The organism is Novosphingobium sediminis (assembly GCF_007991615.1).
Lineage (GTDB): Bacteria > Pseudomonadota > Alphaproteobacteria > Sphingomonadales > Sphingomonadaceae > Novosphingobium > Novosphingobium sediminis.
In genome coordinates this window covers 1-24,425 of the sequence record NZ_BJYR01000004.1, presented here as the reverse complement: position 1 = coordinate 24,425, position 24,425 = coordinate 1, and the positions used below count along the sequence as shown (strand labels likewise).

Sequence of the window (24,425 nt, the reverse complement as noted above, 5' to 3'; positions counted from 1 at the left end):
TTATCCTGCGAAGGTGCGCGCGGCCCATGTGGCGGCGACGGCGGCGGTCATCGTGGCGAAGGCGCCCCAGCAGACATCGATTGCGGTCACGTAGCTCGGCCAGCGGGCGAGCGTGGCCTGATTGGTGAAATCATAGGTCGCGTAGCAGAGCGCGCCCAGAAGCGCGCCGTTGAGTGCGGCGGCGCCGAGGCCCCCTGCGATCCCGGGGCGGATCGCGAACCAGACCATGCCGCCGAGGTAGGCGAGATAGAAAATGCCAGCAGGCGCGAGGCGGAAGGTGGGGGCGAGGAGATCTCCGAGCGCCGGGCGATAGAGGTTTGTACCGGCCCAGCCGAGCCAGAGCGCATCGAGTCCGCCGAACACCACGGCTGCAACAATGTATGCTATTACCAATTGCATACGCTTCCCCCTTGTGTGGAAGCTTGACCGGCTGCGGCTCGCCCGTCAATGCTGCTGCCCAATGGCACACGATACCGACATCGGCTCTCTGAGTTTCGAGGAAGCCCTGAAAGCGCTGGAGGATATTGTCCGCCGGCTGGAAAGCGGCGAGGCTCCCCTCGACGAATCGATTGATCTCTACGCGCGGGGCGATGCGCTGCGCGCGCATTGCCAGAAGCGGCTTGATGCCGCGCAGGCGCGGATCGAGGCGATTGTTTCGGATGGAGCCGCTGGCGGTGTTGGACGTGCCACGGGAACCCGGCCCTTTGATGATGGAGCCGAGAGGGGATGACGGCAATGGAACGTACCGGTCCCTGGCGGGAGCTGCTGCTCCCGGCCATGAAGCGGATCGCTGAAGATGTGGATGCCAGCTTCGATGCGCTGCTGCCGATGGCGAATGATCCGCGCGACCGCCTGATCGAGGCGATGCGCTATGCCGCGATGGGTGGGGGCAAGCGGCTGCGGCCATTGCTCGTCATGGCCACGGCAACCCTGTTTGGCGCGGACCGCGCAATGGCGATCCGGGTCGGCACCGCGCTTGAGGCAATTCACGTCTATTCGCTGATCCACGACGACCTGCCCTGCATGGACGACGATGCCCTGCGCCATGGCAAGCCGACCGTGCATGTCGCGTTCGACGAGGCGACGGCGGTGCTGGCGGGCGATGCCCTGCATGATTTTGCCTTCGAAGTGCTGTCTGACCCCAATCTTTCCGGCGATCCGTTCGTGCGCATCGAGCTCGTGCGTACGCTGGCGCTGGCGAGCGGGATGAACGGCATGGCCGGTGGGCAGATGATGGACATGGCCGCGGAAACCGCGTCGTTCGATTTGCCTACCGTCACTCGGCTGCAGCAATTGAAGACCGGCGCGCTGCTGAGCGCGGCTGTCGAAATGGGTGCGATCATCGGGCGCATTCCGTACGAGGGCCGTTCGCACCTGCGCGGCTATGCCCGCGATATCGGTCTTGCCTTCCAGATCGCCGACGATCTCCTCGACGCCGAGGGCGACGAGGAGGCAGCAGGCAAGGCGCTGCGCAAGGACGAGAACGCGGGCAAGGAGACCTTCCTCTCGCTGCTCGGACCCGAGCGCGCGCGCGAACAGGCGCAGATGCTGGTCGAGCAGGCAGTCGGTTTCCTTGCATCCTATGGCGAGGAAGCGGATCTTCTGCGCGCGCTGGCGTGGTTCATAGTCGAAAGGGATCGTTGAATGGGAGCGGGGGCAATCCAGGCAACTGGGGAAAGGATCGGGGTATACCCCGGCACGTTCGACCCGATCACGCTGGGGCATCTCGACATCATCCGCCGAGGGGCAAAGCTGGTCGACAAGCTGATTATCGGCGTGACGACCAATCCTTCTAAGAACCCGATGTTCACGCCAGAAGAGCGCATGGAGATGGTCACGCGCGAAGTGGCGGCGCAGGGCATCGAGAACGTCACGGTCATGGGCTTCAACGCGCTGCTCATGAAGTTTGCCGAAAAGCAGGGCGCGAGCGTGATCGTGCGCGGTCTGCGCGCCGTGGCGGACTTTGAATACGAATACCAGATGGCGGGCATGAACCAGCAGCTTAACGACGGCATCGAGACCGTGTTCCTGATGGCCGATGTCAGCCTGCAGCCGATCGCCTCCAAGCTGGTCAAGGAAATCGCGATGTTCGGCGGGGACATCACCAAGTTCGTGACGCCGCAAGTGCGGGACGAGGTGGTGGAGCGCGTGCGGCGGCAGGGCCAGCTCGGCGATTACTGAGGGCCGCAGGGTTGTGGCAGGCCATTTGTTCATTGCGGCGTCATCGCAGGGGGCCTATCCGCCGCCCCTACGGCTGATGTAATCGGGAATTGGGTTTGATGGCTTCGCGTTTGTTCAACAGGATCATGCTCGCGCTGGCGCTCGGTGCGCTGGTTGCCCCGATATCGCCGGCCATGGCACAGCGGCCGCCGCAGAAGGATCCGATCAAGCCGATCAAGATCGATCCGATCCAGCACACGCAGACCATCACATACGCGGTCGATCCGGACATTTCGCACGATCCCGACAACGTGCTGCTGCTCGATCTTTCGAACGGCGGGCGCGTGGCGATCCGGCTCATGCCGGAATGGGCGCCGCACCATGTCGAGCGGATCAAGACGCTGACGAAGGAAGGCTTCTACAACGGGGTGATCTTCCACCGCGTGATCGATGGCTTCATGGCGCAGACGGGCGACCCGACGGGCACCGGCCAAGGCGGATCGAAGCTTCCGGACCTCAGCGCCGAGTTCAACGATATCCCGCACTTGCGCGGCACTGTTTCCATGGCGCGCACGGATGAGCCGAATTCGGCCAACAGCCAGTTCTTCATCGTGTTCTATCCGCGCTTCGCGCTCGATCACAAGTACACGAACTTTGGCCGGGTGATCGCGGGGATGGACATCGTCGATTCCATCGTGCGCGGTGAGCCGCCCAAAAACCCGACGAAGATCTTGCAGGCGAGCCTTGCTTCGGAAAACAAGGCTCCGCCGCCGCCGCCCGCGCCTGCCGCCCCGGCCGCGTTCACGGCGGACATGCTGACCAACTCCAAGTCGAACTGAGGTTGCCGCTTCGGGCAGCCGAGCTTGTCGAAATACCCGAGCAGCGCTAGCGGCGTGGCATGCGTGTAGACCTGTTCGATTTCGAGCTTCCGCCCGAGCGCATTGCGCTGCGCCCCGCTTCGCCGCGCGATTCGGCGCGGCTCCTGGGTGTTCGGACTGAGGGGCCGTTCACCGATGCCGTGGTGCGCGATCTGCCCTCGCTGCTGCGCGCGGGCGACGTGCTGGTTTTCAACGACACGCGGGTGATCCCGGCCCAGCTTGAGGGCGAGGTGGGCAATGCGCGGATCGGCGCGACCTTGCACAAGCGCATCGACCTCAGGCGCTGGCAGGCCTTCGTGCGCAACGGGCGGCGGCTGAAACCGGGCGTGGTCGTCGCCTTCGGCGCGGGCGTCACAGCGGTTGCCGAGGAGCGTTTCGCCGATGGCAGCTGGACGCTGGCGTTCGGCGGCGAGGAGCCGGTCGAGGTGCTGCTGGAGCGCGCGGGGCGGATGCCGCTGCCGCCTTATATCGCGGGCAAGCGCGCGGTCGACGAGCGGGACCGCGAGGACTACCAGACGATGTTCGCGGCAAAGGACGGCGCCGTTGCTGCACCGACCGCTTCACTCCATTTCACGCCTGAACTGATGGCGGCGCTGGCCGGGGCGGGCATTGGCCATGAGACGCTGACGCTGCACGTGGGGGCGGGTACGTTCCTGCCGGTCAAGGCCGACGATACCGACGACCACGCGATGCATGCCGAATGGGGCCGGATCGAGCCGGAGACGGCAGCGCGGCTCAATGCGGTGCGCGCGGCTGGCGGGCGGATCATCGCCGTTGGCACCACCAGCCTGCGTCTGCTGGAAAGCGCGGCGGATGAAGCGCGCGTGATCCACCCGTTTGCGGGGGATACCAGCATCTTCATCACGCCGGGCTACCGCTTCCGCGCGATTGACGGGCTGATGACCAACTTCCACCTGCCCAAGTCAACGCTGATGATGCTGGTCAGCGCGCTGATGGGGCTGGAGCGGATGAAGGAGGCCTATGCCTACGCCATCGCCAATGAATACCGCTTCTACAGCTACGGCGATTCGAGCCTGCTGATCCCCTAGGCGGCGACCATCTCGGCCACAGCGTCGAGCACGGTGAGGCGCTGCTTCTTGAGGTCTTCGAGGTGCTGGTCCGAGGTCGGCTCGATCCCGGCTTCGGCGCGGTGGATCGCCTTGTCGAGCTCGTGGTAGGCATCGCTCAGCTTGCGAAAGTGCGCATCGCCAAGCTTGAGCGCGTGCAGCTTTGCGGCAGCTTCGGGGAACGCGGCGGCGAGGTCGTGGGCGGAATGGCTCATGCTTGGTCTCCTTTTGGGGTCTGGAGAAGCCTAGCAGCGGGATGCCGCCCGCGATTTGCGGTCTATCAAACTGGCCATCAATTCGCGAACCAGCTCCAAATCAGTTTGCCGGTCAGCAGCAGGCTGGCGGTGACGAGCAGCGGGCGGATCAGCGCCGCACCATAGCGCGTGGCAAGGCGCGTGCCGATCAAGGCCCCCACCATCGAGCCGGCGCCCATGCAGACGCCGAGCAGCCAGATGACCTGTCCGCCAAGCGCAAACACGATGAGGCTGGCGACGTTGCTGGCAAGATTGAGCAGTTTGGTGAGGCCCGTGGCGCGGGTGAGACCGAGGCCGCGCAGCGCGACGAGGGTGGCGGCGAAGAACTGTCCGGTGCCGGGGCCGAAGAACCCGTCATAGAAGCCGATGCCGCCGGCGATGGGGAGGTAGGTCCGCTCCGAAATGCGCGGCTGGCGCGGGGTATCGTCCATGCGGGGTGAGAGCAGGGTATAGAGCGCGGCGCCCATCAGGAGGAGCGGGACGACGAGGCGTAGGACATGCGCATCGAAGTGCTGGATGACGAGCGCACCCGCGCCTGCGCCGAGGAAGGCGGCGATGGTGGCGGGGAGGTTTGGCCTGAGGGCGAAGAGCCCGGCGCGGTGGTAGCGCGTGGTGGCAACGGTGGCGCCCATGCCGGATTGCAGCTTGTTGGTGCCCAGCATCAGGTGCGGCGGCAGCCCTGCGTAGATCATCGCCGGGATGGTCAGCAATCCGCCGCCGCCAGCAATCGCATCAATGCAACCGGTTAGCACCGCAAGGGAAGTGAGTGCCGGATAGAGCCAGGGCGCGAGGACGAAGGTTTCGTGCATTTGCGCCCCATGGCGTTTGTGCGTAAGGCGCACAACCTTGCTGTCCCCCGAGAACCTCCCGATGACCCGCTTTTCCTTCAAGGTCCACGCCACCGATGGCCGCGCCCGCACCGGCGCGATCACGATGAAGCGCGGCACGATCCGTACACCTGCGTTCATGCCAGTGGGCACGGCCGGCACGGTCAAGGCGATAAAGGTGGAGGATGTCGCGGCGACGGGCGCGGATATCATCCTCGGCAATACCTACCACCTGATGCTGCGCCCCGGTGCAGAGCGCATGGCGCGGCTGGGCGGGCTTCATAATTTCATGCGCTGGGACAAGCCAATCCTGACGGACAGCGGCGGCTATCAGGTGATGAGCCTCAGCGATCTGCGCAAGATCACCGAGGAAGGCGTGACCTTTGCGAGCCATATCGACGGTTCGCGCCACAACCTGACGCCCGAACGCAGCATGGAAATCCAGCGGCTGCTGGGCAGCGACATCGTGATGGCGTTCGACGAGTGCCCGAAGATCGACCAGCCGCGCGATGTGATTGCGCGCAGCATGGAAATGTCGATGCGCTGGGCGAAGCGCAGCCGCGACGGGTTCGATGCAGGCGGCCAGCACGCCGAGGACGCGGCGCTGTTCGGCATCCAGCAGGGCGGGCTCGACGAGGCGCTGCGTGGTGAGAGCGCGGGCAAGCTGCGGGATATCGGCTTTGATGGCTATGCCATCGGCGGGCTGGCAGTGGGCGAGGGGCAGGAGGCGATGTTCGCCACGCTCGATTTCGCACCGGGCCAGCTGCCGGAGAATGCTCCGCGCTACCTGATGGGCGTGGGCAAGCCTGACGATCTCGTCGGCGCGGTGGAGCGCGGGGTCGACATGTTCGATTGCGTGCTGCCGACGCGATCAGGGCGGAACGGGCAGGGCTTTACCTGGGACGGGCCGGTAAACCTGAGGAACGCGCGGCACGCCGAAGACATGGGGCCGCTCGATGCCGAGTGCACTTGCCCGACCTGCGCGAAGTATAGCCGGGCCTACCTGCATCACCTCCACAAGGCCGGCGAAATGCTGGGCGCCATGCTGCTGACCGAGCACAACCTTGCGTTCTACCAGCAACTGATGGCCGCGATGCGCGCCGCGATTGCCGAGGGGCGGTTTGCGGCTTTCGCGGCAGGTTTCCGGGCGCGCTATCTGGCGAAGCGCTGAAGGCCATTGCCACCGGCGCATCGGCCCTGCACCTTGTCGTTTCGGCGGGTGGAGGGGCAAGGATGCGGCGGAGTGTGATCGGGTTGGCGGGGCTGCTGGCTGCGGTATCGGGAACGGCGCTCCGGGCGCAGGACATACCGTCATCAGTGGTGCGCGAAGTGCGGGAACTGCCGGGCCTCGGCGCACCCGGCGAAATCGTGATCGACCGTGCGGGCATCCCGCATATCTACGCCGCCAGCGCGCGCGACGGGTTTTTCCTGCAGGGTTATGCCGTGGCGCGCGACCGGCTGTGGCAGATCGATCTGTGGCGCAAGCGGGGGCTGGGGCGGCTCGCGGCGAGCTTTGGTCCGGCCTACGTTGCGCAGGACCGCGCCGCGCGGTTGCTGCTCTATCGCGGCGACATGGCGCGCGAGTGGGCAGCCTATCCGGCAGCGGCGAAGGGCCGGACCGAGGCTTTTGCAGCCGGGATCAATGCCTTCGTGGCGGATGTGGAAGCAGGGTGGCAACCCCTGCCGATCGAGTTCACCGCAACCGGGAGCCGGCCGGAGCGCTGGAGCGCCGATGATATCGTGCGCATTCGCTCCAATGCGCTTGCCGCAAACGTGCAGGCCGAAGTCGACCGCGCGCGGGCGCTGTGCGGCGGGGCTGGCGCGTTCGAGGCGATGCGCGCACCGCTGGAGCCTGCGCACACGGTGGTGATCCCCAAGGGGCTCGATCCCTGCAGCATCCCCAAGGACGTGCTCGATGAATACAATCTCGGCACGGGGGACGTGCGCTTCGATGGCAAGGCGCTGGCGGCGGTTCCCCGCGATCCGGAAGTGCAGGAAGGGTCCAACAACTGGGTGATCGCGCCATCGCGCAGCGCGACCGGGCGGCCGATCATGGCCAACGATCCGCACCGCACGCACAGTGTGCCCAACCTCCGCTATCTTTCGCATATCGATACGCCCGAGTTGAAGATTGCCGGTGCAGGCGAACCGGCGCTGCCCGGCATGAGCCTTGGCCACAACGAGGACGCGGCGTGGGCGTTGACGATCTTCGGCATCGACCAGCAGGATCTGGTGGTGAACCCCAAGGGCGCGAAGCTGACCGAAGTGCGCGAGCAGATCGACGTGAAGGGCGAGGCCGCGCTCGAAGTGGTGCTGAAGTTCACGGCGGACGGGCCAGTGATCCACGAGGATGCTGCCACCGGGCGAAGCTTTTCCTTGCGCGCTACTTGGAGCCAGCCTGGCGCCTCGGCCTATTTCAACGCCGCCTGGGCTTTCACCGCAAAGAACTGGGACGATTTCCGGGAAGCGCAGCGGCACTGGGGCGCGCCGCCGCTCAATCTGCTCTACGCCGACCGCAATGGCACGACAGGTTGGCTCGCCGCCGGGTTCGTGCCGCAGCGCGCCGCCGGGGACGGGCTACTGCCGGTGCCGGCGGGCAAGGCCTATGGCTGGAAAGGGCTGCTGGACGGGGCGCTGCTGCCCGCGATCAAGGATCCGGCGCAGGGGTGGTTCGCGACGGCGAACCAGTTCAACGTACCGGCGGGCTATCCGCACCTGCTGGGCCTTGAATGGGCCAATCCGAGCCGGATGGAGCGGATATCCGAAGTGATTGCAGCAACCCGCAAGTTCCGGATCGCGGATGCCATGGCGCTGCAGAACGATGTGACGTCACCCTTCGCGCGCCGCGTCGTGTCGCTGCTCCGCGGGATCGAGGGGCGCAGCGACGCGGAGCAGGGTGCGCTGGCGCTGCTGCGCGGCTGGAATGGCAAGCTGAGTGCGGACAGCGGTGCGGCGGCGCTCTACGAGATCTGGACGCGGCGCTATTTGCCGGGAGCTGCGGTGATGGCGCTGGTGCCGCCCGCAGCGCAGGCCGATTTCGGCAGCCCGGCGCTGATCGGCGTGGTGCAGGCGCTGGAGGAGGGCGCGCTGCTTGGCACGGACCCTGCCGGTATGCGCCGCGCGATCCTGCTCGATTCGCTCGGCAAGGCATGGGCCGAGACGGCGCAGCGGCTGGGGCCTGATCCCGCGCAGTGGCGCTGGGGTGCGCTGCATGTCGCCGATTTCCGCCCCGCATTGGCCATCGCCGGGCGCGAGGCGGAGCGACGCGTGGGCCCGCTGGGGATCGGCGGCGGCGCCTCGACGCCCAATGCGGCGAGCTGGTCGGGCGATTTCCTGCTGACTGCGGGGCCATCGGTGCGGCTGGTGATGGACGTGGGGGAGTGGGACAACAGCGTGGCGATCAACACGCCGGGCCAATCGGGCGATCCCGCCAGCCCGCATTATCGCGACCTGTTCGCGCGCTGGGCCGGCGGGGCTTATGTGCCGTTCGTGTGGAGCCGCGCGCGCGTGATGCAGGAAGCCGAGCGCGTGATTGCGGTCTCACCGCGCAAATAGAGGTGCCGCTGCCAAATCGGACGGGAAGATACTTGAAGCGCGCGCCTTTTGCGGCGAGCATCTGCTTGTTTTATCAGGGGGTTCGATAGTGCGGGCATGGATGGCAATGGCGGGCGTTGCTGCCGCGGCGTTGGCTGCAGGAATGGCGCAGGCTGAGGATGGGGCAGAAGTCGCCGCCAAGTTCGGCGCACTCGAATCGGTGCGGCAGATCAGCCTTTCGACCGACGGCACGAAGATCGCCTTCATTGCGCCGCAGGACGATGGCGGGGCGCGCCTGATGGTGGCTGACCTCGCGGGTGACGGCGTGCCCAAAGCGATTCTGGCGCAGCGACCGGGGCCGGAAACGCTGCGTTCGTGCAGCTGGGTGCTGGCGACCCGGCTCGTCTGCCGCAACAGCGTGGTCTACGATTACGGCGGCCTGCTGCTGCCGATCAGCCGCCTGTTCGTGCTCGATAGCGATGGCAACAACGTGAAGCGCCTTTCGGCAGGCACGGGCAGCGATACGGTTGGCGCGGTTTCGCTGACCGGTGGTTCGGTGATCGACTGGTCGGTGCCCGGCAAGCCCGGACATGTGCTGCTGACGCGCTTCTTCGTGCCCCAGCAGGCGGCGCAAGTGGGCATCAAGCGCGATGTCAGCGGGTTTGGCGTTGAGGACGTCGATGTCACCAGCCTGCAGCGCTTCACGCTGGAGCGGCCGGTTGCCGAGGCTGATGAGTACATCAGCGACGGGCAGGGCACGGTGCGCATCATGGCGGTGGCGCCGCGCGATGCGGGCGGGGAATCGCGCGGTCAGATCAGCTATTCGTTCCGCATGCCCGGCTCGCGCGAGTGGAAGAGCCTCTCGCGCGTGACGATGAATGCGGCTGGCCGCTTCGAAGGCTTCCGCCCTGCCGCGATCGATCCGGCGCGCAATCTGGCTTACGGCTTCCAATCGGTGAACGGCGCCAAGGCGCTTTACACGATGGCGCTGGATGGCACCGGGAAGCAGGATCTGGTGCTGGCGCGCGAAGGCGTCGATGTGGACGAGCTCATTACCATCGGGCGCAACCAGCGTGTGGTTGGGGCGAGTTATGCGACCGACCGGCGTCTGGTCGAATTCTTCGATCCGGCGCTCAAGAAACTTGGCGCCGGTCTGGCCAAGGCGCTGCCCGGGCAGCCGAGCATCACGTTCATCGATTCGAGCGACGACGGCAAGCTGCTCATGCTGGCCTCGAGCGACGTCGATCCGGGCATGTTCTACCGCTACGATCCCGCAACCCACCAGCTTGCGCCGCTGCTGCCGATGCGCGCGCAGTTGCAGGGCGTGGCGATGGGCGAGATGAAGTCGGTGACTTATCCGGCGGCTGACGGGACGATGATTCCGGCCTATCTCACCCTGCCGCCGGGCAGCTCGGGCAAGAACCTGCCGGCGATCGTGATGCCGCACGGCGGGCCGTCCTCGCGCGATGAGTGGGGCTTCGATTGGTTGGTGCAGTTCTTCGCGGTGCGCGGCTATGCGGTGCTGCAGCCCAATTTCCGCGGGTCTTCGGGCTATGGTAGCGACTGGTATCAGCGCAACGGCTTCCAATCGTGGCGCACCGCGATCGGCGATGTGAACGATGCGGGGCGCTGGCTGCAAGCGCAGGGCATCGCCGCAAAGGGTAAACTGGCGATCGTTGGCTGGTCCTATGGCGGCTATGCGGCGCTGCAAAGCTCGGTGCTCGATCCAGACCTGTTCAAGGCGATTGTCGCGGTTGCGCCGGTTACCGACCTGCAGCGCTTGCGCACGGAAAGCAGCCGGCTGGGGCGCACCTTCATCGGCGAGGGATCGCAAGTGGTGACGGATGGATCGCCCGCGCTCAACGCATCGCGGATCAAGGCGCCCGTGCTGCTGTTTCACGGGGACCGCGATATCAACGTCGATATCGGGCACTCGCGCGAGATGGAGGACCGGCTGCGCGCGGCGGGGACTGCCGTTACGCTGGTGACGTTCCCCGGGCTCGATCACCAGCTGGTTTCATCGACAGCCCGCACGCGGCTGCTGGCCGATAGCGACGCGTTCCTGAGGAAGGCGCTGGGGCTTTGACGGGCAGGCGGGGCAATGCGCCCCGCCTGCGTCTTTAGCCTCAGGCCGGGAGCAGCATCGCTGCGGTCTCGTCGCGGTGCTTCTTGAGGTACTTCATGAACGGCGTGCCGCCGGTGCCGATATCGGGATTGTTTCCGGCGGCCTTGCTGCCCTGCTTGTTGATGTAGCTGGCTGCATATTCGAGGTGGCGGCCCCGGAAATCCGCGACGGCTTTGACCGCGCCATTATAGGCGTCGGTCAGCCCCTTGTGGCCGGTGCGGCTGACGAAATCGCGCAAGATGGAGGCGGTGCGGACGTCCTCGATGAAGCGGCGATGGCCGGTCGGGCGGTAGATGTGGAGCTCGTCGAGATACGCTTTCAGCGGATCGGCCGCGTGGCGCACGCCGAGAAGGGCGTCCATTGAAGGGACGATCGAGGACTGCGAGCCGGTCTGCCCGCGATAGGCCTGGGGATGGCCTCCGAGCCGCTCGACCCCTTCATAGACCACGCCGTCGCCGAGTGCGGGGTTGTCCTTCCAGCCGTGGATATAGGGGCGGACGCGGCGGAAATAGATATAGGGATCGCACTGTTCGGGCATGCGGTCGAAGATCGCATTGATGCCCGCCCAGATGCCGACCATGCGTTCAAGCAGGTTGCGCGCGGTTTCCACATCGCCGGCTTCGGCGGCAGCGATGATGGGGGCAAAGAGCGCCAGCGCGCTGCCGGCCTGCGCTTCGATGGCGACATGGATCAGCACGAACCACGCTTCGTCGGTGCCCGCGGCGAACTTCTGGATCATGTAGATGTTGTCGAGGTGCACCGGGGCGGCGGGATCGATGAGGCCCCAGTTGTCGAGCACGTAGCCGCTGTATTGCAGCAGGGGCTGCTGATCGAGCCGGCCTGCGAGCGCGGCCATCGGTACGGCGAGGATGGCCGGAAGCGTAGTGACGGCTTCGGCAGCGCCCCAGATGTAGGACTGCACGAGGAACGAATAATGCACCATCGCCATGCGTGCGGCGGGTTCATCGAGCGCGGCGATCATTGCGGGGGTGATGGCCGGGAGGCTGCCCTCCAGCACTTCGCGCACTTTTCCGGTGGGCAGGATTTCAGGCAGGCGCAGCGCGATGGCGCGGGCCTCGGCAAACGCGCCGTCCAGCGTCACGGTGCTGGCATCATAGCCGCAGAGGAAGCCGCGTTCGGGGGTGATGTCGTAGCTTGCGAGGTCTGCGAGGGGCATGGAACTCTCCGTTATCACTATGGCGCAATGATATGCGGTTTTTGGCCGCAGGAGGTTGCGTATTGACGCGTTGGGTTCTCTTGAGGCACAACTTTTGCCGGTATGGATGCGATAGACAGCAAGATATTGCGCGAGCTGGAAGTCGAAGGGCGAATCAGCAATCTGCAACTGGCGGAGCGGGTCGGCCTCTCACCGTCTGCCTGCCTGCGTCGGGTGCAGGCGCTCGAGGCGAGCGGGGTCATCAAGGGCTACCGTGCGGTGCTAGACCGGACGAAGCTTGGCGCGGGGGTGACGATTTTCGTGATGGTGGGGCTGGGCGGGCAGCTCAAGGCCGATGCGCTAGGCTTCGAGGCGGCAATGGCCGCAGCGCCGGAAGTGCGCGAGTGCCACAATGTGACTGGCGCGGTCTAATATCTGCTGCGCGTGGAAGTGGCGGATCTCGAGGCCTACAAGCGGTTTCATTCGGATACGCTGGGCACCCTGCCGCAGGTGCGCAGCATCACCAGCCACGTGACGCTGGGAACGTCGAAGGATCTGCGCGGCTGACGGGCGCAACAAAAAAGGCGGGACTTGCGCCCCGCCTTCTTCGTGTTCGGTCGGAAACCGTGGATCAGCGCGAGTAGAACTCGACGACCAGGTTCGGTTCCATCTTCACCGGGTAGGGCACTTCGTCGAGCGTCGGGACGCGGACGAACGTGGCCTTGTCGGCTTCAGCGACGACGTAATCGGGAACGTCACGCTCGGCCAGCGACTGGGCTTCGGCGATGAGAGCCATTTCCTTGGCCTTGGGGCCGAGGGTCAGGATATCACCGGGGCGCACGCGGCGGCTGGCGATGTTGCACTTCACGCCGTTGACGCGGATGTGGCCGTGGCTGACGATCTGGCGGGCCGAGAAGATCGTCGGCGCGAACTTGGCGCGGTAGACGATCATGTCGAGGCGCTGCTCGAGCAGGCCGATCAGGTTCTGGCCGGTATCGCCCTTCATGGACGCGGCTTCCTGATAGGTGCGCTTGAACTGCTTTTCGGTGACGTCGCCGTAGTAGCCCTTGAGCTTCTGCTTAGCGCGAAGCTGGATGCCGAAGTCCGACACCTTGCTCTTGCGGCGCTGGCCGTGCTGGCCGGGGCCATAGCTGCGGCGGTTGACCGAGCTTTTCGGGCGACCCCAGATGTTTTCGCCAAGACGGCGGTCAATCTTATGCTTTGATGCCTTGCGCTTCGACATGGCAAGTCCTTTCAATTTGCTATGCTGGCCAGCGTGAGCCGACCTATGGGAACCAGCCTTTAGGCCGGCGTTTCGTAGACCCGGAACCGCACCAGCCTCCGTTCAGAGGATGCGGCCACTGCTTCACCGGGCGTGCAGGGCCAATTGCGAAGGCGCGCCTAGACCAGCGATTGCGGGGAATGTCAAGGCGGGAGTGGCGATTCCAGCCGCCTCAGCGCGGGGTGCGCATGAGGGCGGTGATGACGCCGCGCATGGTGCGCACCTCGAGGTGGTTCCACGCGGGCTTGGTCAGGATGTTGCGCAAGTTGAGCCGGGTGGCATGTGCGCGGCCCTGCGGCTTGAAGTAGTCGCGCGGTTCGAGGTGCTCGGTGATCTGGGCGATCAGGCCTTCGAGCTCTTCCTGCGGGGCAGGGGGGAGGATCTCTTCGGCTGGCGGCTGGGCAAGGCCGGACGCGGCGTGCTTCGACCATTCGTAGGCGCACAGGATCACCGCCTGCGCGAGATTGAGCGAGCCGAATTCGGGGTTGATCGGCACGGTGATGATGCTGCGGGCAAGCGCAACGTCATCGGTTTCGAGGCCGGAGCGTTCGGGGCCGAACACGAAGGCGGTGCCGCCCACGGCGCTCACGGTTTCCTTCGCCGCTTCCTCTGGAGTCAGGACGGGCTTGGTGACGCCGCGCTTGCGCACGGTGGTGGCGTAGACGTGCGCGCAATCGGCGACGGCCTCAGCAAGGGTATCGTAGACTTCGGCCTGCGCGAGCACGATGTCCGCGCCAGCAGCGGCGGGGCCCGCGCTCGGATTGGGCCATCCATCGCGCGGGGCGACGAGGCGCATGCGGGTGAGGCCGAAGTTCAGCATGGCGCGTGCGGCCTTGCCGATGTTCTCGCCCAGCTGCGGGCGGACAAGGACAATGACCGGCCCGGATGCGGTGCCGGATGCGGTGCCGGATGCGGTGGTTGTCACTTGTGACCCACCTCACGTACGGAGCTGGCGAATTCTTCGAAATCGCGGGCTTCGGTGAAATCGCGGTAGACGCTGGCGAAGCGGATGTAGGCGACGCTATCGAGCTGGCGCAGGCCTTCCATCACCATTTCGCCGATCTGGCGGCTTTCCACTTCGGCATCGCCCAGCGTTTCGAGCTGGCGCTGGATGCCCGAGACGAGGCGTTCGATGCGTTCGGGGCTGACCGGGCGCTTGCGGCAGGCGAGCGCGACGGACTGTTCGATCTTGGCGCGGTCGAAGGGTTCGCGGCGAGGCTCTCCGCCCGGTTCGCCCGCCTTGAGCACCATGACTTCGCGCAGCTGGATGCGTTCGAACGTGGTGAAGCGCGCGCCGCAGCCTTCGCACTGGCGGCGCCGGCGGATCGAGGTGTTATCCTCGCTCGGCCGGCTGTCCTTTACCTGGCTTTCCTCATGAGCGCAGAACGGGCAACGCATCCGGCGGTGAGCTTACTTGATCCGCTGGTAGAGTGCGATGCCGGCACCCGCGATGAGGCCGAGCGGCAGCGATACGAACGGCAGGAGCGCGCCCGCCACCGCGCCGACGCCGGCGCCAATCAACACCGGCTTGGTCGACGGATGTTCCATGCCCTGCTTGGCCATGCCGCTGATTTCTTCGGTGGCGCGTCCGAGAAGATCGTTGTTGTCAGCCATTATCAGAGCTCCGGATAGATCGGGAACTGCGCGCAGAGCGCTTCGACCTTGGCACGAACGGCCTGTTCGACCTGACCGTCGCCCTCGTCGCCATTGCGCGAGAGGCCGTCCACCACTTCGGCAATCAGCTTGCCGATCTGCCGGAATTCATCCTCGCGGAAGCCGCGGGTGGTGCCGGCGGGGGTGCCGAGGCGGATGCCCGAGGTGACGAAAGGCGAGCGCGTGTCGAACGGGATGCCGTTCTTGTTGCAGGTGAGCCACGCACGGTCGAGGCCCTTCTCGGCGGCCTTGCCGGTCACGTCCTTGGGCGTGAGATCGACGAGCATCGAGTGGTTGTCCGTCCCGCCCGAAACGATGCCGAGGCCGGCTTCCTGCAGGCTGGCGGCAAGCGCGCGGGCGTTGGCGACAACCTGATGCGCATAGGCCGAAAACTCGGGCTTCAGCGCTTCGGCGAAGGCGACGGCCTTGGCGGCGATGATGTGGACGAGCGGGCCACCCTGCATGCCGGGGAACACCGCCATGTTGATCTTCTTGGCCAGCGCCTCGTCGTTCGTCAGGATCACGCCCGAGCGCGGGCCGCGCAGCGACTTGTGCGTGGTGGTGGTGACGACGTGGGCGTGCGGCATCGGCGAGGGATGCGCACCGCCGGCGACGAGGCCGGAGATGTGCGACATGTCAACCAGCAGGTAGGCGCCGATTTCGTCCGCGATGGTGCGGAAGGCTTCCCAATCCCACACGCGCGAATAGGCGGTGCCACCCGCGATGATCAGCTTGGGCTTGTGCTCATGCGCGGTGGCGCGGACCGCGTCCATGTCGATCTGGTGATCTTCGCGGCGCACGCCGTAGGCGACCGGCTTGAACCACTTGCCGCTCATGTTGACCGGCGAGCCGTGGGTGAGGTGGCCGCCCGAATTGAGATCTAGGCCCATGAACGTGTCACCCGGCTGGAGCAGGGCGAGGAACACGGCCTGGTTCATCTGGCTGCCCGAATTGGGCTGCACGTTGGCGAATTCGCAGCCAAACAGCTTCTTCGCGCGCTCGATCGCCAGCGTTTCCACGACGTCGGCATATTCGCAGCCGCCGTAGTAGCGCTTGCCGGGGTAGCCTTCGGCGTACTTGTTGGTGAACACCGAGCCAGCCGCCTCGAGGCAGGCGAGGCTGGTGATGTTCTCGGACGCGATCAGTTCGATCTTGGTCTGCTGGCGGTGAAGTTCACCACGGATCGCGGCGTAGACTTCGGGATCGGCAGCTTCGAGGTGTTCGGTGAAGAAGCCGGCTTTGCGGATTTCCTGCGCGGGGGCTGCAATGTTCATCGGCTGGGCTCCTTTCAGAGGGCGGGGGAGGAAAGCTTGGCGACGCGGCCTTCGTGGCGGCCGCCGAGAAATTCGCCAGCGAGGAAAGCCTCGAGGCAGGCCTTGGCCATTTCGGGGCCGATGATCCGGGCGCCCATGGCAATGGCGTTGGCATTGTTGTGCGAGCGGCTGAGCGCGGCTGACAGCGGTTCGCTGACAAGGGCACAGCGCAGCGCCGGGTGGCGGTTCACCGCGATCGAGATGCCGATGCCCGAACCGCACAGCGCGACCCCGCGCTCCGCCGCGCCGGAGGCAACAGCTTCGGCGAGCTTGTAACCGTAATCGGGATAATCGACGCTGGCGGTGCTGTCCGGCCCGAGATCGAGCACGTCATGGCCAAGGCTGGCGAGATGGGCGACCAGTTCGGCCTTGAGATCGAACGCGGCGTGGTCCGAGGCAATGGCAATGCGCATGGGGGGCGTGTGGTCCTGCAGCGGAAGGATTCGTCGGAACGAGCGCTTTAGGAGGGTTGGCCCGGCATTGCCAGTCCGAGTGATTGCCTTAAGTGCAATATTAGGAAGAATAATAACAACGCCGAGGCTGATCGTTCAGCCGCAATGCCGGTCGCGCGGGGTATTCACCTTGCACAATTCTTCCGATCAGGCTTGGCTGTGCGCGAACCGCGACGGCGGGAGGGAGAGAACATGAGCAAACGGCTGATCCTGCTGGCGACACTTGTCCTTGGCGTCTTGCTGGGGATCCGGGCGACCACACCGCCCGCGCCGCTGGGCGCCGATGCGCCGCCGTCCGTCTTTGCCGCCGGGCGGGCGATGGCCGATGTCCGCGCGATTGCCGCGCGGCCGCACCTTGCAGCCTCGCCCGAAAACGCGGCGGTGCGGGCGCATATTGCGCGGCGCATGGGGGCGCTGGGCATGACGGTATCCGAAAGCCGGTTCACCGCGCCGCAGGAGAGCGCCAAGCGGCTCGCCTGGTGGAGCGGCAAGGATGATCCGGCGCCATCGCTGACCAATGTCATCGGCGTGCTGCCCGGCAGGGACCGGTCGCTTCCGGCCGTCTTGCTGATGGCGCACCATGATACCGTCGGCGGATCACCGGGTGCTGCGGATGATACGGCGGGCGTATCGGCGCTGCTGGAGACGGCGCGCGCGGTCCGTGCCGCAGGGCAGCCGGCGCGCGACCTCATCGTGCTCATCACCGATGGCGAGGAATTGGGGCTCGACGGGGCGCACCAATTCTTCACGAGCGATCCGCTGCGGGGCCATGTCGGCGCGGTCATCAATGTCGAGGCGCGCGGCGGCGGGGGGCGGACGACGCTGTTCGAAACGTCGGCCGACAACGGCTCGGCGATCGCGCGCGCGGCAGGGTCGATTGCGCGGCCGGGCGGTTCTTCGCTCGCGGTGTTCATCTACAAGGTGCTGCCGAACGACACCGATCTTTCCGAAACGCGTGGGGGGCCTTGGACCGGCTACAACTTCGCATTCATCGGGCGGCCGCAGCTTTATCACTCGCCCAAAGCGACACCCGAGGCGCTCGATCAGGGCGCGCTGCAGGACATGGGCGCGCAAGTGCTTGATCTGACCCGCGCCTTGCTGGTGGCCGAGCCGCTGCCGGGCAAGGCAGCGGATGTGGTGTTCTTCGATGTGTTCGGCTGGTTCCTGCTGGTCTACCCAGCGTGGGCTGGCTGGGGGATGCTGGCGGTGGCCGCTGCGGGGCTGAGCCTTGCCGCACGGCGTGGGGGCGGCTGGAGCGCCGGTCTGGCAGGTGCGGGGCGGATGCTGGCTCTGATCGTGCTGGCGGGTCTTGTGCTGTGGGCGGTGAACCAGCTTTCGCTGGGGACAGTCAAGCCCAACTACTACGACCGGTTGGCAGCAATTCCGCGGCTGGAAGTGATGGCGCTGGCAGGCGGGCTTGCGGCGTTGCTGCTGACGCTGGGGGCGTGGAAGGCGAAACCGGCAGGGCTGGTGGGCGCGGCCGTGCCGCTCTTCGCGCTGGGTCTGATCGGGCAGGCGCTGGCGCCGACGGCGGCCTATGTCGTGATCCTGCCGGTCATGCTGACCGCGCTGGCGCTGGCAGCGGGCGAGGGGATTGCGGCGCGGATTGTCGCGGCGGTGCTGGCGGTGCCGATGCTGGGCTACCTCATCTCGCTGGCGCATTTCGTGATGCAGGGGGTGGGGCCGAACATGCCGATGGCGGCGGCGCTCCCGCTGGCGCTGATGGCGCTGGGTCTGTTGCCGCTGTGGGAAGCCATTCCGGCGCGCACGGCGCGACTGGTGGCGGCGGTGTTGCTGATCGGCGCGGTGGGCACGGCGCTGACAGTGCGGCTTGATCCGCTGGCGGGTACCGTTCCGGCCTATAGCGCAGACAAGTGAGGGCCATTGCAACGCCGGGGCCGTGCTTGTAGCGGCGCTATGGAGTATAACATTCGGGAAAGTGCATGGCCCACAACGAGGTCTTGATCGCGGGCGGCGGTATTGGCGGGCTGATGCTGGCGCTGACGCTGCACCAGATCGGCGTGCGCTGCACGGTGCTGGAAAGCGTGCGCGAACTGAAGCCGCTGGGAGTGGGCATCAACCTTCAGCCCAACGCCGTGCGCGAACTGGAAGACCTTGGTATCGGTGAGGCGGAACTGGATGCGGTGGGCATCCCGGCGCGCGAGTGGGCGCTGGTGGGGCTGAACGGCAAGGAGATCTATGCCGAGCCGCGCGGGAAGCTCGCGGGCTATCGCTGGCACCAATATGCGGTGCATCGCGGCAAGTTTCACATGCTGCTCTATCGGACGGTGCTGGAGCGATTGGGGCCGGAGGTGGTGCTGCTGGGGCACAGGGCGAACGGCTATCGCAAGGAAGCCGATGGCAGCGTTACCGCGCTGGTGGAGCGGGCGGATGGTTCATCGGTGGAGATGAACGCCGCTCTGCTGATCGGTGCGGACGGCATCCATTCCGCGATCCGCGCGCAGATGCATCCCGATCAGCCGCCAATCCATTGGGGCGGGACGATCATGTGGCGCGGTACGGCGCGGGGCGTGCCGATCAGGACAGGTTCCTCGTTTGTGGGGCTGGGGACGAGCCGGCACCGGGTGGTGCTCTATCCGATCTCGCAGCCCGACGCGGACGGCATGGCGGACATCAACTGGATTGCCGAGCAGACGTATGACGCTAGCCATGACTGGACGAAATCGGGCTGGTTCCGGCCGGTCGATCTGTCGGAGTTCGCGCATGAGTTCGACGGTTTCGTCTATGACTGGCTTGATCTTCCGGCGCTGCTCGCGAAGTCTGACGTGGCTTACGAGAACCCGATGATCGACCGCGATCCGTTGTCGACGTGGGTCGACGGGCCGGTGGCGCTGATCGGCGATGCGGCGCATCCGATGTATCCGACCGGCTCCAACGGCGCTTCGCAGGCGATCATCGACGGGCGGGTGCTGGGACGGATCATGACGGAGCGGGGCGTGAATGCTGGGGCTTTGGCGGCCTATGATGCCGAACTGTGCGGCCCCATCGGCGCGGTGGCCATGCGCAACCGGGGGGCGGGGCCGTTTGGCTTGCTCAACATGGTCGACGAGCGCTGCGGCGGGAGGTTCGACGATATCGACGCGGTGATCCCGGCGGAGGAACGCGCGGCGTTCATGCTGGCCTATCAGAAGGCGGCAGGCTTTGCGAAGGAGCACCTGAATGCCGCGCCGCCGACTTTGCCGGCGGGCGCGAGGGTTTTGGCATGACGATAGCGCTGGAGCATGTCTGCGATCTGGTGGTCGAACTTTCGCCGCCGCATGAAATGGGCGCGGCTTTGTCCGGCACGCGGCGGATCATCCCGATTGTCGGCGGTACGGCGACGGGCGCGCGGATCAACGGGCGCATCCTCGATGTCGGCGCGGATTGGCAGACGGTGCAGGCGGGCGGCGTGGCGCAATTGGACGCGCGCTATGCGATTGAAACGGACGATGGCGCGGTCATCGAGGTGGTGAGCCAGGGCATCCGCCATGCTTCGCCCGAAGTGGCCGCGCGGATCGCGGCCGGCGAAATGGTGCCGCCTTCGGAATACTACATGCGCACGGCGATCCGGCTGGACAGCGGGCATCCGGACTATGCGTGGGTCGCACGCTCGATTTACGTCGCGGATGGCGGCAAGGTCGGGAACACGGTGCGGCTGGCGGTTTATCGGGTAGGATAGTTCCGAAATGACAAGGGCCCCGCCGCAGCGGAGCCCTTGTCATGCAGGTCTGTTGACCAGTCTTACTGATCGAGGAACGAGCGCATCTTCCGCGACCGGCTCGGGTGCTTGAGCTTGCGCAGCGCCTTCGCTTCGATCTGGCGGATGCGTTCGCGCGTCACCGAGAACTGCTGGCCGACTTCTTCCAGCGTGTGATCGGTGTTCATGCCGATGCCGAAGCGCATGCGCAGCACGCGTTCCTCGCGCGGGGTGAGGCTGGCGAGGACGCGGGTGACGGTTTCCTTGAGGTTGGCCTGAATGGCCGCGTCCACCGGGATGACCGCGTTCTTGTCCTCGATGAAATCGCCGAGGTGGCTGTCTTCCTCGTCGCCGATCGGCGTTTCGAGGGAGATCGGCTCCTTGGCGATCTTCATCACCTTGCGCACCTTTTCGAGCGGCATCGAAAGCCGCTCGGCCATTTCCTCCGGCGTGGGCTCACGCCCCTGCTCGTGGAGGAACTGGCGGCTGGTGCGCACAAGCTTGTTGATCGTCTCGATCATGTGGACCGGGATGCGGATCGTGCGCGCCTGATCGGCAATCGAGCGCGTGATCGCCTGACGGATCCACCACGTGGCGTAGGTGCTGAACTTGTAGCCGCGGCGGTACTCGAACTTGTCGACCGCCTTCATCAGGCCGATGTTGCCTTCCTGGATCAGGTCGAGGAACTGCAGGCCGCGGTTGGTGTACTTCTTGGCGATCGAGATCACGAGCCGGAGGTTCGCCTCGACCATTTCCTTCTTGGCAATGCGCGCCTCGCGCTCGCCCTTCTGGACCATGTTGACGATGCGGCGGAATTCACCGAGCGACATGCCGGTGGCGGCCGCGATATCGGCGATTTCGGCACGAATGCGCTCGACCGGCTCGGCCTCGTTGGCGGCGAAGGCAGCCCACTTCTTGTCGCGCCCGGCCAGCGTCTGCAGCCAGCCTTCATCGAGCTCGCGCCCGACGTAGTGATCGAGGAAGTCCTTGCGCGGCACCTTGTGGCGCTCGGCGAGGCGCAGCATCTGGCCGCCGAGCGTGGTGAGGCGCCGGTTGAAGGCGTAGAGGTTGTCGACCAGATATTCGATCTTGGTCGCGTGGAACTGCACGCTTTCGACTTGCGCGGTGAGGTCTTCGCGCAGCTGCTGGTACTGCAGCTCCTTGGCCTGCGGGAAATCGCCGCCGGCGCCGAGCGCGTTCAGCCGTTCGGCCTGCACCTTTTCGAAGGTACGGAACAGATCGGTGATCTGAGCAAACTTCTCGAGCGCTTCGGGCTTCAGCTGCGCTTCCATCTGGGCGAGGCTGAGGGTGTTGTCCTCTTCCTCTTCCTCGGCAGGGCGCTTGGCGCGGCGTTCGGTGAGCTCGTCGTCCTCGTCCTCGGCGGCTTCCTCTTCCTCGACGTCCTCTTCCTCCTTGAAGGAAGGACCGGCGGTGGCTTCGCTGATTTCGCCGTCGCCTTCCTCGCCATCTTCGGAGAGGTTCTCAGGCTGCGGTTCCTTGGAGAGCATCGCATCGAGATCGAGGATCTCGCGAAGCTGCATTTCACCGGCGTTGAGCGCTTCGGACCACTGGATGATCGCGTGGAAGGTGATCGGGCTTTCGCACAGGCCGAGGATCATGGTGTCGCGGCCAGCTTCGATGCGCTTGGCGATGGCGATTTCGCCCTCGCGGCTCAGCAGCTCGACCGCGCCCATCTCGCGCAGGTACATGCGCACCGGATCGTCGGTGCGTTCGACGGTTTCCTTGCGCTTGGTGACGAGGTCCGGACGCTCGTCGACAGGATCCTGATCCTCGACTTCCTCGTCGCTGCTCTTGTCCTCGGGATCGACCGCGTCCTCGTCGCTTTCGACGATGTTGACGCCCATCTCCGAGATCGCGGCCATAATGTCCTCGATCTGGTCGGCGGACATCTGGTCCTGCGGCAAGGCCTCGTTGAGCTCGTCCACAGTGATGATCCCGCGCCGCTTGGCGCGGGCAATCAGCTTCCGGATGGAAGCATCGTTGAGATCGATCAGCGGAGCATCGCCGGTGTCAGTCGTGTCGTTGGAAGCCATCTATTCCCGGTACCATCTGTGCGCGCGCGGAGGGTGACTCCCCTGTCACATCCCGGCGCGGGTGCGGCCCATTTGCCCCAACCGGGCCAGCAGCGCCAGCCTTCGTTGCAGCAAACGTTGCTGTTCGGCGAAGGTTTCGTCGGAAAACTCCGCCTCATGCCGACGCGTGGCCTCTGCCAGCGCGGCTTCGACGGCCGGAAGTCCGACCAGCAAATCGACCGCTTCGGCGAGTTCCTCCGCCGCACCGGGTGCCTTGCCGTCCAGAAAACCGAATCGCATTCCGGCGTAATCGTCCGCCAGCGGCGCCCTTAGGCCCCGTTTTGCCAATATGGGAAGAACGTCCGCGCTTTCAAGCGCCTGACCGCTGCCATTCGCGCCGCCGTGAACAAGATCGACAAGCGCATCGAGCAGCGCGGCGAGTGCCGGATCGGGAACCTCGATCCGGGCAAGCGTCTCGGCGTGGCGCGCGATCTCGCGCGGCTGGACGATGAGGCCGGCGAGGACAGCCGCAAGGAGCGGGCGGCGCTCTCCCACGGCCTGCATGCGCGCTGTGACGGCGGCGGGCAGCGGCGGCGGACCGGGCTGCCATTTGCCGCCCGGACCGCTGCGGCGCTGCCCCGGCTGGAAGGCCGGACGCTCGCGCTGCGGGTAGGCAAGCTCGCCGAACCGGTCGAGCAGAGCGCGGCGATAAAGGCCTTTGATATCATTGTCGCCGATCGTTTCGACATGGGCCATGAGCCGGGCCTTGAGGCCAGCCTTGTCTTCCGGGGTCGTCACCGGTCCCGCTGCGCGCTCTATGTCCCACAGCACTTCGACCATCGGCCGTGCCGCAACGAGCACCTCTTCCATCGCCGCTGCGCCGCGCTGCTTGATGAGGTCATCGGGATCGAGCCCGGCTGGCAGCACGGCGATCTGCAGCGAATGGCCCGGGCGCAGCAGCGGCAGCGCACGGACGATGGCGCGGGCGGCGGCGCGCTGGCCGGCAGCGTCGCCATCGAAGCACAGCAGCGGCGTTTCGACGAGGCGCCAGAGCCGCTCGATCTGGTCTTCGGTGAGCGCCGTGCCCAAAGGAGCAACCGCTTCGCCGATGCCCGCTGCGGCAAGGGCGACGACATCCATGTAGCCTTCGACCACCACGACGCGGCCGGACTGGCGCGAGGCGGGGGATGCGCGGTGGAGGTTGTAGACCGTGCGACCCTTGTCGAAGAGCGGGGTGTCGGGCGAATTCAAATACTTCGGCGCATCGGTTTTGGTCTTGTCGAGAATGCGCCCGCCGAATGCGATCACCCGCCCGCGCGGATCGCAGATGGGGAGCATGAGGCGGCCGCGGAACCGGTCGTAGGGATCGCGGCCTTCGACGACGATCCTGAGGCCTGCCTCGATCAGCATGGCCTCCGGGAACTGGGAGAGCGCTTCCTTCAGCGCCGTGCGGCTGTCCGGCGCGTAGCCGAAGCCGAATTCCTTGACGATGCCCGCTGGAAATCCGCGTGAGGCGAGGTAGGCGCGGGCCTGCGCACCCTGATCTTCGGCAAGGCTCTTCACGAAGAACGCCTGCGCCGCCGCCATGACGTCGTGGAGCGACTTCTGCTCCTCGGCGCGGCGGGCGGCGCGGGGATCGGGGGCGGGTACTTCCATCCCCGCGCTCGCGGCGAGTTCCTTGACCGCATCGAGGAAAGGCAGGCCCTGATGGTCGGTCATCCAGCGGATGGCATCGCCATGCGCGCCGCAGCCGAAGCAATGGTAGAAGCCCTTCTCGTCGTTGATCGTGAAGCTGGGCGTCTTCTCGTTGTGGAACGGGCAGCACGCCTTGAATTCGCGCCCCGCCTTGGTGACGCGAACGCTGCGCCCGATCAGCGCGGACAGCGAGACACGGGCGCGTAGTTCATCAAGCCATTGGGGGGTGAGGCTCAACGGCTCCCCTCCCGCGTGCGGGAGGGGCTGGGGGTGGGCCTGAGAGCGCGCACCACCAAGGG

23 protein-coding genes and 1 pseudogene are annotated in these 24,425 nt (G+C 66.0%); 12 read left to right on the top strand and 12 right to left on the bottom strand.

What is annotated here, in order from left to right; all coding sequences use genetic code 11:
* Complete coding sequence (locus NSE01_RS03190) at positions 1 to 399, bottom strand: DUF2177 family protein (protein ID WP_147158189.1); 399 nt, start codon at positions 397 to 399, stop codon at positions 1 to 3.
* Between the two features lie 61 nt (positions 400 to 460).
* Here NSE01_RS03190 and NSE01_RS03185 point away from each other — a divergent pair, with 61 nt between their 5' ends.
* The 5 genes from NSE01_RS03185 (at position 461) to queA (ending at position 4,087) form a co-directional block, all read left to right on the top strand.
* Positions 461 to 730, top strand: a complete 270-nt coding sequence (locus NSE01_RS03185; protein ID WP_147158188.1) for an exodeoxyribonuclease VII small subunit — start codon at positions 461 to 463, stop codon at positions 728 to 730.
* A complete protein-coding gene (locus NSE01_RS03180) occupies positions 727 to 1,644 on the top strand; it encodes a polyprenyl synthetase family protein (RefSeq protein WP_147158187.1) in 918 nt (305 codons plus the stop codon). The genes NSE01_RS03185 and NSE01_RS03180 overlap by 4 nt, the downstream gene beginning before the upstream one ends.
* Positions 1,645 to 2,181 (top strand): pantetheine-phosphate adenylyltransferase, encoded by a 537-nt coding sequence (gene coaD / locus NSE01_RS03175; RefSeq protein WP_147158186.1) that lies wholly within the window; start codon positions 1,645 to 1,647, stop codon positions 2,179 to 2,181.
* Between the two features lie 98 nt (positions 2,182 to 2,279).
* The gene (locus tag NSE01_RS03170; protein WP_246135003.1) at positions 2,280 to 2,999 is read left to right on the top strand and encodes a peptidylprolyl isomerase; all 720 of its coding nucleotides are present in this window, start codon (positions 2,280 to 2,282) and stop codon (positions 2,997 to 2,999) included.
* A gap of 59 nt (positions 3,000 to 3,058) precedes the next feature.
* The gene (queA, locus tag NSE01_RS03165) at positions 3,059 to 4,087 is read left to right on the top strand and encodes a tRNA preQ1(34) S-adenosylmethionine ribosyltransferase-isomerase QueA (protein ID WP_147158185.1); all 1,029 of its coding nucleotides are present in this window, start codon (positions 3,059 to 3,061) and stop codon (positions 4,085 to 4,087) included.
* Here queA and NSE01_RS03160 read toward each other — a convergent pair.
* Together NSE01_RS03160 and NSE01_RS03155 are read right to left on the bottom strand one after the other, a co-directional pair.
* Entirely contained in the window at positions 4,084 to 4,320 is a 237-nt protein-coding gene (locus NSE01_RS03160) for an HP1242/YdcH family protein (RefSeq protein WP_147158184.1), read from the bottom strand. The two genes, queA and NSE01_RS03160, sit on opposite strands and share 4 nt — an antisense overlap.
* A 77-nt stretch (positions 4,321 to 4,397) precedes the next feature.
* Positions 4,398 to 5,168, bottom strand: a complete 771-nt coding sequence (locus NSE01_RS03155; RefSeq protein WP_147158183.1) for a TSUP family transporter — start codon at positions 5,166 to 5,168, stop codon at positions 4,398 to 4,400.
* A 61-nt stretch (positions 5,169 to 5,229) separates the two neighbouring features.
* Here NSE01_RS03155 and tgt point away from each other — a divergent pair, with 61 nt between their 5' ends.
* The 3 genes from tgt (at position 5,230) to NSE01_RS03140 (ending at position 10,806) form a co-directional block, all read left to right on the top strand.
* On the top strand, positions 5,230 to 6,357 hold the full coding sequence (gene tgt, locus NSE01_RS03150; protein WP_147158182.1) for a tRNA guanosine(34) transglycosylase Tgt: 1,128 nt from the start codon (positions 5,230 to 5,232) through the stop codon (positions 6,355 to 6,357).
* Between the two features lie 62 nt (positions 6,358 to 6,419).
* Positions 6,420 to 8,741, top strand: a complete 2,322-nt coding sequence (locus NSE01_RS03145; RefSeq protein ID WP_147158181.1) for a penicillin acylase family protein — start codon at positions 6,420 to 6,422, stop codon at positions 8,739 to 8,741.
* A gap of 88 nt (positions 8,742 to 8,829) precedes the next feature.
* Entirely contained in the window at positions 8,830 to 10,806 is a 1,977-nt protein-coding gene (locus NSE01_RS03140; RefSeq protein ID WP_246135002.1) for an alpha/beta hydrolase family protein, read from the top strand.
* A 40-nt stretch (positions 10,807 to 10,846) separates the two neighbouring features.
* Here the strand turns inward: NSE01_RS03140 and NSE01_RS03135 are convergent, their stop codons facing one another.
* The gene (locus tag NSE01_RS03135) at positions 10,847 to 12,022 is read right to left on the bottom strand and encodes a PrnB family protein (protein WP_147158180.1); all 1,176 of its coding nucleotides are present in this window, start codon (positions 12,020 to 12,022) and stop codon (positions 10,847 to 10,849) included.
* Between the two features lie 102 nt (positions 12,023 to 12,124).
* Here NSE01_RS03135 and NSE01_RS21640 point away from each other — a divergent pair.
* A pseudogene (locus NSE01_RS21640) lies at positions 12,125 to 12,568 on the top strand (Lrp/AsnC family transcriptional regulator).
* Between the two features lie 64 nt (positions 12,569 to 12,632).
* Here NSE01_RS21640 and rpsD read toward each other — a convergent pair.
* From rpsD to rpiB, 6 genes are all read right to left on the bottom strand, one after another.
* Entirely contained in the window at positions 12,633 to 13,244 is a 612-nt protein-coding gene (gene rpsD, locus NSE01_RS03125) for a 30S ribosomal protein S4 (RefSeq protein WP_147158179.1), read from the bottom strand.
* 211 nt (positions 13,245 to 13,455) lie between these two features.
* Complete coding sequence (locus NSE01_RS03120) at positions 13,456 to 14,208, bottom strand: RNA methyltransferase (RefSeq protein WP_147158178.1); 753 nt, start codon at positions 14,206 to 14,208, stop codon at positions 13,456 to 13,458.
* Entirely contained in the window at positions 14,205 to 14,681 is a 477-nt protein-coding gene (gene nrdR, locus NSE01_RS03115; RefSeq protein ID WP_147158177.1) for a transcriptional regulator NrdR, read from the bottom strand. Before nrdR ends, NSE01_RS03120 begins: the two co-directional genes overlap by 4 nt.
* 12 nt (positions 14,682 to 14,693) lie before the next feature.
* Positions 14,694 to 14,897 carry a hypothetical protein gene (locus NSE01_RS03110; RefSeq protein WP_147158176.1) on the bottom strand — a complete coding sequence of 68 codons (204 nt, stop codon included), beginning with the start codon at positions 14,895 to 14,897 and terminating at the stop codon, positions 14,694 to 14,696.
* Positions 14,898 to 14,899: 2 nt separating this feature from the next.
* Positions 14,900 to 16,210 carry a serine hydroxymethyltransferase gene (glyA, locus tag NSE01_RS03105; RefSeq protein ID WP_147158175.1) on the bottom strand — a complete coding sequence of 437 codons (1,311 nt, stop codon included), beginning with the start codon at positions 16,208 to 16,210 and terminating at the stop codon, positions 14,900 to 14,902.
* Positions 16,211 to 16,224: 14 nt separating this feature from the next.
* Positions 16,225 to 16,662 (bottom strand): ribose 5-phosphate isomerase B, encoded by a 438-nt coding sequence (gene rpiB / locus NSE01_RS03100; protein WP_147158174.1) that lies wholly within the window; start codon positions 16,660 to 16,662, stop codon positions 16,225 to 16,227.
* A 231-nt stretch (positions 16,663 to 16,893) separates the two neighbouring features.
* Here rpiB and NSE01_RS21850 point away from each other — a divergent pair, with 231 nt between their 5' ends.
* From NSE01_RS21850 to NSE01_RS03085, 3 genes are all read left to right on the top strand, one after another.
* Positions 16,894 to 18,579, top strand: coding sequence for a M28 family peptidase (locus NSE01_RS21850; RefSeq protein ID WP_147158173.1), 1,686 nt, complete (start codon positions 16,894 to 16,896; stop codon positions 18,577 to 18,579).
* Between the two features lie 65 nt (positions 18,580 to 18,644).
* Positions 18,645 to 19,928 (top strand): flavin-dependent oxidoreductase, encoded by a 1,284-nt coding sequence (locus tag NSE01_RS03090; protein ID WP_147158172.1) that lies wholly within the window; start codon positions 18,645 to 18,647, stop codon positions 19,926 to 19,928.
* A complete protein-coding gene (locus NSE01_RS03085) occupies positions 19,925 to 20,380 on the top strand; it encodes a DUF3237 domain-containing protein (protein ID WP_147158171.1) in 456 nt (151 codons plus the stop codon). The genes NSE01_RS03090 and NSE01_RS03085 overlap by 4 nt, the downstream gene beginning before the upstream one ends.
* A gap of 62 nt (positions 20,381 to 20,442) precedes the next feature.
* Here the strand turns inward: NSE01_RS03085 and rpoD are convergent, their stop codons facing one another.
* Entirely contained in the window at positions 20,443 to 22,452 is a 2,010-nt protein-coding gene (rpoD, locus tag NSE01_RS03080) for an RNA polymerase sigma factor RpoD (protein ID WP_147158170.1), read from the bottom strand.
* A 45-nt stretch (positions 22,453 to 22,497) separates the two neighbouring features.
* The gene (gene dnaG, locus NSE01_RS03075) at positions 22,498 to 24,363 is read right to left on the bottom strand and encodes a DNA primase (protein WP_147158169.1); all 1,866 of its coding nucleotides are present in this window, start codon (positions 24,361 to 24,363) and stop codon (positions 22,498 to 22,500) included.
* Between the last annotated feature and the right edge of the window lie 62 nt (positions 24,364 to 24,425).

Bases quoted from the DNA above. Each gene is read 5' to 3' on its own strand.
- NSE01_RS03085 (WP_147158171.1), top strand. From the start codon at position 19,925: ATGACGATAGCGCTGGAGCATGTCTGCGATCTGGTGGTCGAACTTTCG.
- NSE01_RS03110 (WP_147158176.1), bottom strand. From the start codon at position 14,897: ATGGCTGACAACAACGATCTTCTCGGACGCGCCACCGAAGAAATCAGC.
- NSE01_RS03190 (WP_147158189.1), bottom strand. From the start codon at position 399: ATGCAATTGGTAATAGCATACATTGTTGCAGCCGTGGTGTTCGGCGGA.
- glyA (WP_147158175.1), bottom strand. From the start codon at position 16,210: ATGAACATTGCAGCCCCCGCGCAGGAAATCCGCAAAGCCGGCTTCTTC.
- rpoD (WP_147158170.1), bottom strand. From the start codon at position 22,452: ATGGCTTCCAACGACACGACTGACACCGGCGATGCTCCGCTGATCGAT.
- NSE01_RS03160 (WP_147158184.1), bottom strand. From the start codon at position 4,320: ATGAGCCATTCCGCCCACGACCTCGCCGCCGCGTTCCCCGAAGCTGCC.
- queA (WP_147158185.1), top strand. From the start codon at position 3,059: ATGCGTGTAGACCTGTTCGATTTCGAGCTTCCGCCCGAGCGCATTGCG.
- NSE01_RS03185 (WP_147158188.1), top strand. From the start codon at position 461: ATGGCACACGATACCGACATCGGCTCTCTGAGTTTCGAGGAAGCCCTG.
- NSE01_RS21850 (WP_147158173.1), top strand. From the start codon at position 16,894: ATGAGCAAACGGCTGATCCTGCTGGCGACACTTGTCCTTGGCGTCTTG.
- NSE01_RS03180 (WP_147158187.1), top strand. From the start codon at position 727: ATGACGGCAATGGAACGTACCGGTCCCTGGCGGGAGCTGCTGCTCCCG.
- nrdR (WP_147158177.1), bottom strand. From the start codon at position 14,681: ATGCGTTGCCCGTTCTGCGCTCATGAGGAAAGCCAGGTAAAGGACAGC.
- rpiB (WP_147158174.1), bottom strand. From the start codon at position 16,662: ATGCGCATTGCCATTGCCTCGGACCACGCCGCGTTCGATCTCAAGGCC.
- rpsD (WP_147158179.1), bottom strand. From the start codon at position 13,244: ATGTCGAAGCGCAAGGCATCAAAGCATAAGATTGACCGCCGTCTTGGC.
- coaD (WP_147158186.1), top strand. From the start codon at position 1,645: ATGGGAGCGGGGGCAATCCAGGCAACTGGGGAAAGGATCGGGGTATAC.
- NSE01_RS03135 (WP_147158180.1), bottom strand. From the start codon at position 12,022: ATGCCCCTCGCAGACCTCGCAAGCTACGACATCACCCCCGAACGCGGC.
- NSE01_RS03090 (WP_147158172.1), top strand. From the start codon at position 18,645: ATGGCCCACAACGAGGTCTTGATCGCGGGCGGCGGTATTGGCGGGCTG.
- tgt (WP_147158182.1), top strand. From the start codon at position 5,230: ATGACCCGCTTTTCCTTCAAGGTCCACGCCACCGATGGCCGCGCCCGC.
- NSE01_RS03170 (WP_246135003.1), top strand. From the start codon at position 2,280: ATGGCTTCGCGTTTGTTCAACAGGATCATGCTCGCGCTGGCGCTCGGT.
- NSE01_RS03145 (WP_147158181.1), top strand. From the start codon at position 6,420: ATGCGGCGGAGTGTGATCGGGTTGGCGGGGCTGCTGGCTGCGGTATCG.
- NSE01_RS03155 (WP_147158183.1), bottom strand. From the start codon at position 5,168: ATGCACGAAACCTTCGTCCTCGCGCCCTGGCTCTATCCGGCACTCACT.